Here is a 14,273-nt window from a genome sequence, read left to right on the forward strand (position 1 = left end):
CGTTATCAGGTGAGGGCTGGACCGTAGACATGACGATGCCCTCTGACCTGGCAGGATGGGAGTTCTCTACGCTTCCAGCCGCCGAATCAAGAGGGCACGTCGTAAGTGCGATTGTCTCACGCTCCCGCCCACACCCATGCGATCTTCGATGACCAGCACACGGTCGCCTACGCAGGCCTGCTGCCGGTGATGCGCCTGGCCGAGCGCTGTGACCTGGCCGGTCTGGCTCAGGAGCACGTGACCATCGCCGACCGACTCGGGGTGAATGCCCCGCTGAAAATCGGCTCGATCGTGGCCGGGATGATCGCCGGGGCCGACAGCATCGATGATCTGGACGTGCTGCGCCACGGCGGGATGGATAAGTTGTTTGCCGGGATCCGCGCCCCCTCCACGCTCGGGTCGTTTCTGCGCTGTCTGACGTGGGGCAACGTGCGGCAGATCGGGAAGGTCGGCCGCCGCCTGCTGGCCCGTCTGGCCGCGCACACACCGCTGCTGCCCGGCGTGGACGTGCTGGCGTTCCTCGATCTGGACTCGATGCAAAAACGGATTTACGGGCCGACCAAACAGGGCGCCGGGTTCGGGCACACCAAGATTCAAGGCAAGAGCCTGCGGGTCCGCGGTCTCAACGTGCTCGCCTCGGCCCTGTCCACCCCACTGGCCGCCCCGGTCATCACCGCCAGTCGGTTGCGCGGCGGCACCGCCAACTCCGCCCGCGGCGCAGACACCTTCGTGACCGAGTCGATCAATACGGCCCGGGAGGCCGGAGCCACCGGCATCCTGCTCTGCCGAGGCGATGCGGCCTACTACAGCGCCAAGGTCATCGGCGCCTGCCGGCGAGCCGATGTCCGGTTCTCCTTCACCGCGAAGATGGACCCCAAAATCAAGGCGGCGATCGCCGCGATCCCCCAGGGCGCCTGGACCCCGATCAGCTACCCCAACGCCATCTTGGACGAGGAATCCGGGCAGTGGATCTCCGATGCCGAGGTCGCCGAGACCCGCTACACCGCGTTCACCTCCAAGAAGGGGCAGGCCGTAACCGCCCGCCTGATCGTGCGCCGGGTCAAACGACTGGGTGAGCAGACCGACCCCGGCCACCACCCGTGCTATCGCTACCACGCCGTGTTCACCGACACTCCGTATGAGCTGATCCAGGCCGAAGGACAGCATCGTGATCACGCGATCATCGAGCAGATCTTCGCCGATCTGATCTCCGGGCCGCTGGCTCACCTGCCCTCCGGTAATTTCGCGGCCAACGCCGCCTGGCTGGCACTGGCCACGATCAGCCACAACCTGCTCCGCGCCGCCGGTTGCCTGTCCGGAGCCCGCTGCGCACGAGCACGTGGAGCCACTCTGCGCCGCCACCTCATCGCCGTACCCGCCCGCCTCGCCCGGCACGGGCGCGGCCATATCACCCTCCACCTGCCCGGCCACTGGCCCTGGCAGCCCGCCTGGATGAACCTCTTCGACGCGCTTCGCTCGCCACCGCTCGCCCGAGCCGCTTGATATCCCATCTCACAGGCACCACCCCGCCAGCACCTTGACGGCCTACCCAGCCACCGGCGACACCGCCACCGACCGCCCCGAACCGCATGACCCGGACAAGCCGCAGAACCCGCCAGCGGCGGCCCCATCACGCCCGAAAACAGGACTCCACCTGCCGAACACCGAGAGAAACGGCCCTCATGGAGGAATCGAACTTAGAAACGATCATTCAAAGACGCTCGGTGGATTCAGGCTCAGTCACCCTCCGCCACTTACATCAGACGAAGAGATCTTTCATTAGATGTAATCGCTTGCGCAAGTCCCCAGGTAGGAAGGGGTAGAGACCGGCCATGCTGGCGCCTCGATAGAGTGCAGTCTTCTCGTACTGGCCGGCCCACGTCTCACGTCAACCAGCAGGGACCGGACCATCACCCCTCGTAATGCACACTGATCTGTATTTCATTTGTTGAAATAGCGGTCGCTCGTAGGACAGGAACGGCGAGCCCGGGTTACTGTCACATCCGTTGACACCATGGGTTTGACCAGGCCATTCTTGCCCGGTGGCTGATTCCGATGGTGTGGCGTTCCTGCGGTCTGATGTTGAGCGGTTCTGCGGTGAGATCGCTGATCTGGCTCCGGCGATACGGCTGCGCCAGCTCGGTGAGCTGCGTGTGATGTTGGAGGCGGTGACCGCGGTAGCGACGACCGCGGCGATGGCGGACGCGCGGGCCGAGGGGTGGGGGCTGCGCCGGATCGGTCAGTATGCCGGGGTGTCGCACGAGCAGGTCCGCCGGATGCTCCTGGAGTCCCCAGAAGCTCCGGCGGAGGGGTAGCCGGTGGGCTCCTACTCGGTGGGTGGGGGCGTGCGCAGCGGCCGGAAGCCACCGCTCCGGAGGATCTCAGGCAATGAGAAATTGTAACGCCCGAGCATATTGAAATGCTCGGAGCCCAGAGGTGAGAGACGGGCGATGTCGGCTGTCGCGACTTGCTTCTTTCCCTCGGCCCGAATTTCTTCCAGGGCGCGGGCCGTGTAGATGGTGTTCCAGAGAATGCAGACGTTGGTCATGAAGCCGAGTGCGCCGAGCTGGTCTTCTTGGCCTTCTTTGTATTTCTGCCGGAGTTCGCCTTTTTGGCCGTGGAAGATTTTGCGGGCGAGGGTGTGGCGGGCTTCTTGCCGGTTGAGTTGTGTGTTGACACGGCGGCGTAGGAGTTCGTCGTCGAAGTAGGACGCGAGGTAGGTGGACCGGTCGAGTTTGCCGAGTTCCATCAGGGCCCTGCCGATGGGGGTGGGGGTGCCGCCGCCGGACAGGTAGCGGAACAGCTCGCTGGCCTTGACGGCCTCGGTACGCAGGGATCCAGCGACCCGCAGCAGCTCGTCCCACTGGTCGGCGATCAGGCCGGTGTTGACGCGGGCGCGGATCAGGTTGTCGAAGGCGCCGTAGAACGCGGTGGGGTCGGCGCGGTAGAGGGTGGCGCTGCCGACGTCGGCCAGGCGCGGGGAGAACTGCCATCCCAGGAGCCGGAAGATACCGAATGCTATTTCGGAGGCGCCGGAGGTGTCGGAGGCGATTTCGGTGGGCCGCAGCGACGTCTCCTGTTCCAGAAGGCCCTCTAGGATGTAGTACCAGTCCTTGGGCGTTCCGGGGATCACGATGCCGTGGAAGCCGGTGAATTGGTCGGAGGTGAAATTGTAGTAGGTGACACCCTTGGCGCGCTTTCCCTTACCAAAATATTTGGTGTTGGGTCCGGCGTTGATGGTTTTCACCGGGACGACGAAACGCAGCCCGTCGGCGGAGGCGAGTTCACCACCGCCCCACGCCTTGGCCAGTTCCTGCTGGGAGTGGTAGTCGACCAGGGCGGCGTTGGCGGCGGTGAGGGTCGCGGCGCGGATGTAGTTCTGCTCGACCCAGAACAGTCGGTCCAGGGCGAGCGCGGCGGTGCCCTCGGAGACCATGGGGCGCATGCCGACGTTCATGGACTGGGCGACCAGCACCGCGGCGATCGAGGTGATCATGTCTTCCTTGCGGGAGGGCACGTCACCGGACACGTGGGTGAACTGGTCCAGGCACCCGGTCCAGGAGTGCACCTCAAGGACCGCCTCGGACAGGTCCACGACCGGGATGCGGGCGTCGACGTCGGCGCGCAGCGCGGTGAGGGAGGCGGGCTCATCGAGTTTCTCCAGGCCGGTGAGCACCAGGCGGTCCTTGCCGGTGGAGTCGGTCTCGATGCGTACCCAGTCGTTGCGTACGTCGTCGTCGCCGGACAGGCCGGCGGCGAGTTGCTTGTAGGCGAAGTCCAGGGTGCTCGCCCACCGTTTCACATCGACGCCTGGCTGGGGTGACAGGCTCAGGTCACGGCAGATGTTCGGGCGTGCCTTCTCCCAGGCTTCCCCGGCCAGCAGGCCGGCGGTCGGGTCGCCCCACTTGCGCAGACCGGGCACGAACACCTCGTGGCGGCGCAACGACTCGCGGAGCCGTTCGACGGCGGCGAGGGTGTAGGCCTGCTTGTTGAACGTGCCGGCGTTCTCGCCGCGTTTGGGGAACACCCGCCGGTGCCAGGCCGAGGTGAGGAAACCGGCCGGAACCTCGTCGGGGGCGATGTCGCTGCGGCGCCGTTCGATGGCCTTGAGGAAGTCGATGGCCTCCAGCACCTCGTGGCCGGGCCGCACACCCTGGCCCTTGCCGTCCCCAGTGAGGTCAGCGGCGGCCCCGGCGTCGAAGTCGATGAGCTTGAGGAGTTTGGGCAGGAACCGGCGGACGGTGGCGTAGCGGTCCAGCAGTTCGGCGTGGAAGTCCTCGTCGGGTTCGCGGGCGATCTCGCCGATGGTGTCGGCGGCGGCGCCGATCGCGACCACGTCCATGACGTCCAGGGCCGCGCGGATGTCGCCGTCAGGGTCTTGGGCGACGGAGCGGATCTTCAACCAGACCTCGCGCAGTACGATCGCCGCGGTGTCCAGGTCCTTGATGGTCCGCAACCGCTGCTTGTTGGCCTTGAACGCCGAGGTGCGCAGCAGGTCACCGGTGACCAGGTCGAACACCTCGATGGCCTCGTCAGCCGAGACGGGTTCCATGGTCGCGGCGAACGCCACCAGCGTGGCCAGCTTGCGGTCCCCGACCAGGTCGGCGACGGCCTGGGCGCGGGCGGCCTTGGCGAAGCGGGCGATCGCGGCGATCCGACCCTGCGGCACCGCGGACAAATCCCAGGTGGAGGCGCCCAGCGCCCGCAGTTCGGTGTGGCGTTCCAGCGCCTTGACCACCCCACCGCCCGACACGTCGGTAGGGCTTTTGCGGAGCCGGTCCAGCTTGGACACCCGCCGGCCGTCCTCGACGACCACCAGGTCCTCCAGCCCGGCCTGCTGGTGGGGGCTGGGCGCGGCGGCCAGGATCTTGTACTGGCGCAGCGCGGCGCGTTCGCGCAGCGAGGCGATCATCCGTTCCAGAGTGGTGACCCCGGGCAGCAGAATCTTGGCCTGGTCCAGGCGGTGGGTGGCCAGGTCGAACAGCACGATCGGGCGTTCGTTGGTCGTCCACGCCCGCCGGTACACCCAGCACGCCAGGGAGAACCACTGCTCGGCCTCGAACGCGGTGTACCCGTAGTCCTCGCGGATCTGCTTCTGGTGATCCCACCGCGCCTTCTTCTCGCCGTACCCCTTCAGATCGCCGGCGGCCAAGCCGAGCTGCTCGGCGACGTAGTCCACGACTGCGGCCGGCACCATCTCGGGGTCGTCGAGGAAGGTGCCCAGGAACCGTGCGGTTCCGAGTTGGACCGCCCAGCCGAGCTGGTTGCGGGCACCGTTGGCGGCCATCGCCCGCCGCCGGGCAGCGGCGTCCAGGTGGAAGAACGCACCCAGCTGCGTGATATCGGGAACGGCGTTGAACTTGCCGTACCTGCTCCGCTGCTCCTCGGTGAGGAAGTTGGTCGGCACTGCGCCCCTCCGGGTCCCACCGCGCACCGGACCACGGCCGCGGCAACAGTCGGCGCCCCCACCCCGGGAAGGGATGAAGGCGCCTCGGATGTACCAGCGGGCACGCCGAACACCCAACATGACCGCTATCGGAGGAAGTGTGACAGTTGTGTGCGGTGCCCGTGTTAGTGACCCTCGCCGGCAGCGGAACGCCCGTTCTCAGCGGCGTAGCCGGGCGGGTCGTCGATCTCTTCATCGAGCGCGGTCAGGTCGTCCTTTGACAGGGCGGGCAGGTCCGGCTCGGGCCCGGTGGAGTCCCACACCTGTTTCGTAGAGTGTCGGGGCTGGACCTGCAACGGAACCAGAACGCACGATTAGCTCTGTTCATGCAGACATCCCATATCGTTCGTTGTCAAGCGGCGACGGATGATCCGCTTTGGTGTTCGACAACGGGCGTGTCTGCACCCTGATGCGACCAAGCGATTGCTTCGTCGTAGGGTGTGTCGGTCTTCAGGCAGCTGTGCAAGACCCCGACGAGCCGGTTGGAGACCTGGCGCAAGGCCGCGTAGTGGCCCAGTCCGCGGGCGCGCTGCTTGTCGTAGTAGGCCCCCGCCTGCGAGTCATGCGCCGTGAACGCGGCACCACCCTGGCTCAGCTGAGCGAGGCGACCGGGATCTCCGACACCCAGCTGTGGTGGATCGACACCGCGATGCTGGACGGCGGGCTGACGACCGGCAGTAGGGCCACGAACGGGTGGGGCCCGTTCAACACCCTGGGCCTGCGCCGAGTCTCTGCCCACCATCGTCCAGCATTGGGACGACATGGTGCGGGTGGCCGGCTCACTGTCCACCAACCAGGTCCGCGCCTACGACCTGATCAAGATGATGACCGCCGACGGCCGCCTGACCGGCCTGGGCAACGCCTTCGCCCACTACGGCCGCATCTTCAAGACGCTCCACCTGCTGCAGGTCGTCCACGTGGAGGACTACCGCAGGATGATCGGGGCGCAGCTGAACGTCGGCGAGTCCCGCCACACCCTGGCGCGCCGGGTGTTCTTCGGCAACCTCGGCCGGCTGACGCGCGGTTATGAACGCGGCATGGAGGACCAGGTGGGCGCGCTGGGCCTCGGGATCAACGCCATCACCTGGTGGAACAGTCTCTATATTGACGCGGCGGTCAAAAGGCTGGAGGCCGGCGGGCTGGGCATCGGCCCCGAGATCCGCTCCCGTCTTTCGCCGTTGCTGTTCGAGCACATCAATTTCCACGGTTTCTACCCGTTCAACCGTCCTGACCTGGATGGAGGGCTCCGCGAGCTGCGCGACCCCAACGCCGCCGACGAACAGGAGTAGCCCACCTGGGTGAGATATGCCAGGGCCTGGGCGAGATGGCCTCCCCTGCCGGGGCCTGGAACGCCGGTAAAGGAGAACTCTGAGGATCACAGGCTTCGACCCGGCGGCACAGCGTCTTGTTTGAGGATCTGGATGCTTGCGATCACTCGCGTTAAGCAACTCATGTTGACCAATCCCGAATTAGTCAACTAGAGTTGCTTGCATGTCCGGTGCTGAGACTCCCGTTCCTCAAGAGCCCGCTGATGCGCTGGCGGCTGTGGCGGCGTTGAGACGCCTGGCCGACCAGATAGAGGACGCCGCCGTCGAGCAGGCCATGCGAGGGGGCTGGAGCTGGCCGCAGGTCGCCGAGGCGCTCGGCGTGACGCGCCAAGCGGTCCACAAGAAGCACGCCAAGCGGCTCATCGCCGCCGGCGTCACGCTGAGGAGGCGCTGACGATGGCCGCCATCGACCACTACATCAACACGATCATCGACCAGGGAGCACACGAAGCCCACACCAACGGATCGGCGACGATCGAGGCACACCATCTCCTGCTGGCGATCGCCGCCGAGCGAGGAACCACCACCCATCAGGCCCTTACTTCGGCCGGGCTCGATCATCGAGCGATCCGCGACGCGCTGGACCGGGAGTTCGAGCACAGCCTGAGCGCGGCCGGAGTCTCTCGTGCCGCCTTCGACCTCCCGCAGCCGAGCAGCGCCCCCCAGCGTCCGTCGCAACTGGGGGCATCGGCCAAACTCGCGCTCGAACGAGGCTTCGCGTCCGTTGCCCGTAAGAAGGATCTGCGGCCGGCGCATCTGCTGCTCGGGATCTTGCAAGCCGAGGTCGGCACCGTGCCGCGCGCGCTCGCCCTGGCAGGTATCGACCAAGCCGATCTGAAGGCGCGCGTACAGCGGACGCTCACCAACGCGGGCGAGTAACCAACAGACGCGGCTGAGGCCGTTCCATTCCCCGAGGCCAGGCCCGCAATGGCCGCCCGCACAGCGATGCGCGGCGAGTCCCTCGAACGCGGGCCGCGATGCGTCGCGCGCTCGGCCAGCTCCAGCCGCGCCGAGCCTGACGGCGAAAACGCACCCCGGCAAGGTCCCGCGAGAACCCTCCCGGGCCCTTCACCACCACTCTCAGGCGCCCGCAACGCGAGGCGTGAACCACATGAAAGGCGAGACGATGACGACGAGCGAAGTCGTAGTCGATGTCGACGGCCTGCGCATGCGCTACGGCACGACCGACGTCCTGCGTGACGTGAACTTCCGCGCACACCAAGGAGAAGTGCTGTGCCTGCTCGGGCCGAACGGGGCGGGAAAGACCACCTCGATCGAGATCATGGAGGGTTTCCGGATGCGGTCGGCAGGCCGCGTCGAGGTGCTCGGCACCGATCCGGCGCACGGCGACGAGCCATGGCGGGCACGGGTTGGGATCGTCCTGCAGTCCTGGCGTGACCATGGCAAATGGCGGGTCCGTCAACTGCTGGAGCATCTCGGTTCGTATTACGCCGCCTACTCCACCGAGTCGATCAAACGGCCGTGGGACGCGAGTCAACTCGTCGCGGCGGTCGGCCTGACCGAGCAGGCGGACAAGAAGGTCAGGATGCTCTCCGGCGGGCAGCGGCGCCGGCTGGATGTGGCGATCGGCCTCGTGGGCCGCCCCGAACTGGTGTTCCTCGACGAGCCCACCGCCGGGCTCGACCCGGTGGCCCGGCGTGGTTTCCACGAACTCATCGAGGGCCTCACCGACGAGGGCGAGACCACGATCCTGCTCACCACCCATGATCTGAGCGAAGCCGAGAAACTCGCCGACCGCATCCTGGTCCTCGACGGGGGGCGGATCATCGCGGACGGCACAGCGGCGGAACTCGCACGGCAGATCGCCGGCCAAGACGAGGTGCGCTGGACTCGTGACGGACAGAGCTTCCGGCAGTCGACCACCGAGTCGACCCGGCTGGTTTTCGACTTGTTCAAGCAGCACGGCGAGGCGATCGAGAACCTCGAGGTCCGCCGGGCCTCGCTGGAGGACACCTATCTCTCCCTGGTGCACCAGGCCGAATCCGGCACGAACGAAGCAGCCGAGACGAACAAGGCGGAAGAGGTGGCCCGATGAATCCGACCGCGATGGCATGGCGTGCGGGCTGGTCCCGCGGTCTGATCGAGCTGCGGCAGTCGCTCACCAACGGCGGGGATCTGTTCAACCACTTCTTCTGGCCCGTGTTGATGTTGATCGCCGTGTTCTTCCTGCGAGAGGTGTCCTTCGGGCAGAGCGGATTCTCCCTCGGTACCCTGGTCTTGCCGAGCATCCTCGGGATGAACGCCGCGATGTCCATGGTCAGCATGAGCCAGCAGCTCACCGCCGACCGGGAGGACGGGACCCTGCTGCGTGCCAAGGCGACACCGAACGGAATGGTGGGCTACCTGCTCGGCAAGATCATCTCGGTGTCCGGCAGCCTGGTCGTCGACCTTGCGATCTTTCTGATTCCCGGCATGTTCATCATTTCCGGCCTTGCGATCGGCGACCCGGGCTCCTGGCTGACCCTGAGCTGGGTGCTGGCGCTGGGACTGGTGGCGACCCTGCCGATCGGCGCGGTGCTGGGATCGGTGTTCGTCAGCGTACGCAGCCAGGGACTGCTCACGCTGCCGATCCTCGGCATGATCGCGATCTCCGGAATCTTCTACCCGCTCACAGTGCTGCCGGAGTGGGTGCAATGGATCGCCCAGGCCTTCCCGATCTACTGGCTCGGCCTCGGCATGCGCTCGGCCCTGCTGCCCGATGGCGCGGTCGCCGTCGAGATCGGCGAATCCTGGCGGCACCTGGAAACCATCGGGGTGCTCGGGGCCTGGGCGGTGCTCGGCCTGCTCCTCGCGCCGATCGTACTGCGCCGGATGGCGCGCCGGGAGTCCGGTTCCAGCGTGGCCGAGCGCCGTGAGAAGGCCCTGCAGCGCATCGGGTAAGGCGAACCGACCCCCGTCCCGCGAAACACCCTCAATTCGAAATGAGTGGGACAGCAGTGCTGACGCTGCCCTCCCACGCCTGGAAGGAATCCCTATGTTCAACCCCCCTCCCACCGTGACAGGGCTGCCCATGACGCGCCCTGCCGGCTGTCCCTTCGATCCCCCCGAAGAGCTGACAGCGCTGCGCGAGCGGCAGCCGATCAGCCGGATGGCCTACCCCGACGGGCACACGGGCTGGCTGGCAACCAGCCACGCGCTGGTCCGCGCGATACTGGCCGACCCCCGTTTCAGCTCACGGCATGAGCTCATGCACAACCCGTTTCCCGGACCGGTCATCCCCGAGATACCTCCGGCGCCACCCGGTATGTTCATCGGGGTCGACCCGCCCGAGCACACCCGCTACCGGAAGCTGCTCACGGGCACGTTCACCGTTCGCCGGATGCGCCTGCTCACCGAGCGCGTCGAGCAGATCACCGCCGAGCATCTGGACGCCATGGAACGGCACGGGCCGCCGGCCGGTTCGCCCTGGACGAATGGGGCGCCTGGCTGCCGGAGTGCTTCTGGCCGATCTGGGGAGCCGCGCTGGCCACCGCCACCACCTCCTACCATCTGCACCGCAAGCATGATGCGCGCCGGGCACCTGTCGGCCACGCCCCTCCCACCCCCGTGACATCATCAGGACAATGAGCTGAGACGCGGCTGCGGCGTTCGGGTACTCCCGGCCTACTACGCCGCGGCCCAGGCCCTGGCCGACGGCGGGCTGGCCGCCCTGGTGGCGGCCAAGCCCGGCCCGAAGGGCGGCCACAAGCTCACCGAGGAGGTCTGCGCGTTCGCCGAGGCCCGGCTGGCGGCCGACCCGGCGCTGCGGGCCAAGGATCTGGTCGGCCCGATCGAGGAGAACTTCGGCGTGCGCGTGCACCCCCGCTCGATCGAGCGAGCGCTGGCCCGCTACCGGGAGCACTCCAAAAGCCGCTGATGACCTGCCCGCCCGCGAGGACCATCCCCGTCACCCGAAACCGACACTCCCCGGGCGAACAACTCAGCCGCCTCAAACCGCAACCGCTCGCGTTTGATGCGTTCCTCGGCGGTCAGACCGCCACCTTCCGGATACCTCATACCTCCGGCATAGCAAACACGCCGTCAGCCATCAGCACCCGCACCTCACCGTAACTTCCGCCCTTCAACCTCAGCAGCGCGGACCCCTGAGCAGCGCCGAAGGCTCTCACAAACGGTCGTTCACGAGAACCATCCACACCCGAGACGCATCGCGGCCATAATGCGTCTCGAAAGGCTGTCTCGAAAAGAAGCTCTCACAAACCGTTGTCGCACGAAAAGAGACTCATCGCCATGGCGCTCTACGGATACTGCCGCGTCTCGACCGCCGACCAGAACCCCGATCACCAGATCGACGCGCTCCTGCGCGCCGGGGTGGTACAGGAGAACATCTTCCTCGACCGGGCCAGCGGCGCCCGGGCCTCCCGGCCCGAGCTCGACCGCCTCATGGCAGCGCTGGGCGACGGCGACATGCTCAAGATCACCCGGCTGGACCGGCTGTCACGCTCGGTCCAGCACCTCATCAACCTCGGCGCCGACCTACGGACCCGCGGAGTCGGCCTGCACGTCATCGAGCAGGGCATCGACACCGAGACGATGGAGGGCCGCGCGATGTTCGGCATGCTGGCGGTCCTGGCCGAGCTGCAGCGCGAACTCATCGTCTCCAACACCAACGACGGCCTGGCCGCCGCCCGCGCCCGCGGCCGCGTCGGCGGCCGCCGCCCCAAACTCACCCAGCGCCAGCTCGACCAGGCCCAAAGCATGTACGACAGCGGCGACCACACCGTGGAGGAGATCGCCGCGACCTTCCACGTGTCCCGCCCCACCATGTACCGGCAGCTCACCTCCTTCCAGGAGGGCCGCGACTGCGTCCTGGTCGTCTACCGCAGCAGCCGCCGGCCCAAGACCGACGCCAGCAACCGCCGCCTGGGCGAGACCGGCCAGTCCGAGAAGATCCAGAAGGACACCGACCGCAAATGGTGGCCCATCGCCCCCGCCCGCCGGTCCAAGGTCAAAGCGATCGTCTACGTCGCCGACGGCACCGTGGCGCGGGTCCGCGCCGTCGACGGCAACCTCACCCGATGGCAGCACGACGACCGCGGCTACGCCGACGTCCCCGTCAGCCCACCCCTGACCGACCTGCAGATCGCCGAGCAACTCCCCACCTTGAGCATCCGGATCGGCGACCCGCGACCGCACGTGCGCGGCAAGCTCCGCGAGTACCTCATCCTGTGAACCCCGCGGCCCGGCAGATCAGTCAGCCAACGCCGTCAGAAGCCGGTCCCGCTGCTGCTCGGTCAGCCCGCCGACCCTGCGCCTCTCATCCACCCCGGACGTGGCCATCAACGCCGCGACCTTCGCCGGCCCGTACCCAGGGACCGCGCGAAGGACCTGAACCACGCGCGTCCTCTTCACGATGTCCTCGCCGCTACGACCAAACACCTCGGCCACGCTCGTCTTACCGGACTTCACCTCGGCGAGAAGCTCGATCCGGAACCTCCTCGCCTCGGCCGACCTCACCAAAGCGTTCGCCCGCTGCTCTGGAGTCATCGTCGGCAATGCCATCGAACTGCTCTCCCGTAGATAGATCGGCTGGTCACACGCCCTCCCGCCGTACACGCCGGCGGAGGCCACCGCACCATCATCGCGCACAGTGTCAACGGATGTGACAGTAACCCGGGCCCACCGTTCCTGTCCTACTCGGAGGCCAGAAATGATCGTCAGGCAGCGCGCGTAGCAGCGGCGCTTCGATCGCGAAGTCCTGGGCGATGGTGCGCAGCCGTGCTCCGATCCGGCGGCCGTCTTCGAGCTGCTCGAAGTGCTCGATGCGGGCGTTGAGCTCGGCCAGGCTGTCCACTTGCGGCACCGGCGACAGGTAGTTGCGACGAAAGTAGCCGATCTGGCCTTCCACCCCGCCCTTCTCATGAGCGCCCTCGATGCCGCGCTCGCAGTAGAAGGCCTCGCAGCGGTAGTGCGAGCGAAACAGCCGCCAGCGGGGGTTTTCCACCCGGAGCCGGCCGCGGAAGAGAACCTTCGTCACTGCCGCGGTCAGGTTGTCGTAGCGGATGTGCCGGGTCGGGGTGCCGCCCAGCCGGGTGAATGCCTCCACGTGCCCTTCCAGGAACGCCTCCTGGCCGCTGGTGGCGTAGATCTTGTGGATGGCCTTGCCGGAATACGACATGCGGTAGACGAACAGGTAGCACTTGGTCAGCACCCCGGCCAGGTTCACCCACAACTCGCCGAAGTCGACCTCGGCCTCCTCGCCGGGCGGATGGTTCTGGCGGATGAACACCTTGGCCGGTGCCCGGCCCTCCTCGATGCGGATCTCGGGTTTGCGCTTGGCGAGGTAGTCACGCACCGTGGAGTACGACAGCCCGGCCGCATCCTGCTCATCGAGCAGTCGGCGGTGGATCCGCTTGACGGTGTGACGCTGTTTGCGGGGCGCGTCCAGGTCGGCGCGCAACCACTCGTCGATTACCTTCTTGAACGGCTCCAACTGCGGAGATCGCCGTTTCGGTGTCTTACGCGGTGTTGGTTCGGGCTGCGTCAGTGCTTCGCGGACCAGTCGCCTGTGCACGCCGTACTTGCGGGCCAGTGCCCGAACGCCTAGGCCTTCACGCCACGAATCCCGGCGGATCTGGTCGAACAGCTCGACTTTGGTGAGCGCCACCAAGCCCCCTTGCCGCGGCGCGCGTGATCTAGCAGGTCGAGCCTGTCACCGCAACCCTAAAGGTGGGGCCATTTCAAGCCGACATGTCGGTCTGGGATCACACCACCGGCCCGAGGTGGGTCCAGCTCAAGCCGCCCAGGTGGGGCCGTTTCAAGGATCTGGCCCACATTTCGTGACGGGCACGGCTGCTAGCGGGCATACGCGTCGTGTTCTCAGCCGAGTGCGAGAGGGCCGTTGATTTCGAAGTTCTCGTCCAGAACGGTGACGAGGCGGTCGGCGGCCCGCGGGGTGGCCTCACTGGCCCATTTGTGGACGAGGCTCAGGAAGCCCTGCAGTCGCAGGTGCGCCGTGGCTAGGAGGGCGGGCAAGTCGTCGAGCTGGATCTCCACCTGCGTGGGAGAGGTCAGCGAGTGGGCATACGACTCCTGTCGGAGCCGAACGGCTCCGACAATGTATTCGAGATCAGTGCCGGGATCGTGCCCGAGCCAGATGTCCTTCTTGTAAAGGACATTGCGCCACTCCCGCCAGTTTTCCAGGCCGCAACAGCAGCCTGGCAAGATCTCGGCATTGGTGGTCGTGTCCCTGACACGCAACCCGCCCGGGGCAACTAGCGCTTCGGCTTCGACCAAGTGTCGGTCCAGCAGATGGTGGAGATCGCTGATCGGTTCCGTCGGGATGTCGCCGTAGCGGAAGATGACCGCCATCGCGGCGCCGACCTCGGCCGGGGTCATCTGGCCAGAAAGGGCAAGGATTCGGTCACTGGCCGGTTCGGCGACAGGCCAGCCGGTGAAGTCCGCCGTTCCGGAGGCCTCCAGGACGGCATCGATGAGGATCACGTCCACAATCATCCCGCCGCGGATCGGTCCGCTGCTCA

General features: G+C 66.9%; 14 protein-coding genes and 1 pseudogene. 10 read left to right on the forward strand and 5 right to left on the reverse strand.

Features of this window, described 5'->3' with window-relative positions:
- The first annotated feature begins 105 nt into the window (after nt 1-105).
- Complete coding sequence (locus tag FHR32_RS41860; protein WP_184751892.1) at nt 106-1,503, forward strand: IS1380 family transposase; 1,398 nt, start codon at nt 106-108, stop codon at nt 1,501-1,503.
- A 539-nt stretch (nt 1,504-2,042) separates the two neighbouring features.
- Nucleotides 2,043-2,315 (forward strand): hypothetical protein, encoded by a 273-nt coding sequence (locus FHR32_RS41865; protein WP_184760130.1) that lies wholly within the window; start codon nt 2,043-2,045, stop codon nt 2,313-2,315.
- Between the two features lie 11 nt (nt 2,316-2,326).
- On the opposite strand, the gene FHR32_RS41870 is transcribed toward FHR32_RS41865, so the two are convergent.
- A complete protein-coding gene (locus FHR32_RS41870; protein WP_184760131.1) occupies nt 2,327-5,407 on the reverse strand; it encodes a Tn3 family transposase in 3,081 nt (1,026 codons plus the stop codon).
- Nucleotides 5,408-5,571: 164 nt separating this feature from the next.
- On the reverse strand, nt 5,572-5,709 hold the full coding sequence (locus FHR32_RS41875; RefSeq protein ID WP_184760132.1) for a hypothetical protein: 138 nt from the start codon (nt 5,707-5,709) through the stop codon (nt 5,572-5,574).
- 477 nt (nt 5,710-6,186) lie between these two features.
- On the opposite strand from FHR32_RS41875, the gene FHR32_RS41880 reads away from it, so the two are divergent.
- The 8 genes and pseudogenes from FHR32_RS41880 (at nt 6,187) to FHR32_RS41915 (ending at nt 11,964) form a co-directional block, all read left to right on the forward strand.
- Complete coding sequence (locus FHR32_RS41880; protein ID WP_312882951.1) at nt 6,187-6,735, forward strand: Tn3 family transposase; 549 nt, start codon at nt 6,187-6,189, stop codon at nt 6,733-6,735.
- Nucleotides 6,736-6,937: 202 nt separating this feature from the next.
- Nucleotides 6,938-7,168 (forward strand): helix-turn-helix domain-containing protein, encoded by a 231-nt coding sequence (locus FHR32_RS41885; protein WP_184760134.1) that lies wholly within the window; start codon nt 6,938-6,940, stop codon nt 7,166-7,168.
- 2 nt (nt 7,169-7,170) lie between these two features.
- Nucleotides 7,171-7,653 (forward strand): Clp protease N-terminal domain-containing protein, encoded by a 483-nt coding sequence (locus FHR32_RS41890; RefSeq protein ID WP_184760135.1) that lies wholly within the window; start codon nt 7,171-7,173, stop codon nt 7,651-7,653.
- A gap of 247 nt (nt 7,654-7,900) precedes the next feature.
- Entirely contained in the window at nt 7,901-8,830 is a 930-nt protein-coding gene (locus FHR32_RS41895; RefSeq protein ID WP_184760136.1) for an ABC transporter ATP-binding protein, read from the forward strand.
- Nucleotides 8,827-9,675, forward strand: a complete 849-nt coding sequence (locus tag FHR32_RS41900; RefSeq protein WP_184760137.1) for an ABC transporter permease — start codon at nt 8,827-8,829, stop codon at nt 9,673-9,675. Before FHR32_RS41895 ends, FHR32_RS41900 begins: the two co-directional genes overlap by 4 nt.
- A 94-nt stretch (nt 9,676-9,769) precedes the next feature.
- Nucleotides 9,770-10,189, forward strand: a pseudogene (locus tag FHR32_RS41905) (cytochrome P450); the annotation flags it as partial.
- Between the two features lie 258 nt (nt 10,190-10,447).
- Complete coding sequence (locus FHR32_RS41910) at nt 10,448-10,651, forward strand: hypothetical protein (protein ID WP_221466946.1); 204 nt, start codon at nt 10,448-10,450, stop codon at nt 10,649-10,651.
- Between the two features lie 371 nt (nt 10,652-11,022).
- On the forward strand, nt 11,023-11,964 hold the full coding sequence (locus tag FHR32_RS41915) for a recombinase family protein (RefSeq protein WP_184760138.1): 942 nt from the start codon (nt 11,023-11,025) through the stop codon (nt 11,962-11,964).
- A gap of 18 nt (nt 11,965-11,982) precedes the next feature.
- Here FHR32_RS41915 and mihF read toward each other — a convergent pair whose 3' ends face one another.
- The 3 genes from mihF to FHR32_RS41930 all read right to left on the reverse strand — a co-directional run bounded on the left by mihF (nt 11,983) and on the right by FHR32_RS41930 (nt 14,241).
- Entirely contained in the window at nt 11,983-12,381 is a 399-nt protein-coding gene (mihF, locus tag FHR32_RS41920; RefSeq protein WP_246468726.1) for an integration host factor, actinobacterial type, read from the reverse strand.
- 4 nt (nt 12,382-12,385) lie between these two features.
- A complete protein-coding gene (istA, locus tag FHR32_RS41925) occupies nt 12,386-13,399 on the reverse strand; it encodes an IS21 family transposase (protein ID WP_184760139.1) in 1,014 nt (337 codons plus the stop codon).
- A 212-nt stretch (nt 13,400-13,611) separates the two neighbouring features.
- Nucleotides 13,612-14,241: a hypothetical protein gene (locus FHR32_RS41930; RefSeq protein WP_376773312.1), complete on the reverse strand. Its 630-nt coding sequence runs from the start codon at nt 14,239-14,241 to the stop codon at nt 13,612-13,614.
- Nucleotides 14,242-14,273: the final 32 nt, after the last annotated feature.

This window comes from Streptosporangium album (assembly GCF_014203795.1).
GTDB lineage: Bacteria > Actinomycetota > Actinomycetes > Streptosporangiales > Streptosporangiaceae > Streptosporangium > Streptosporangium album.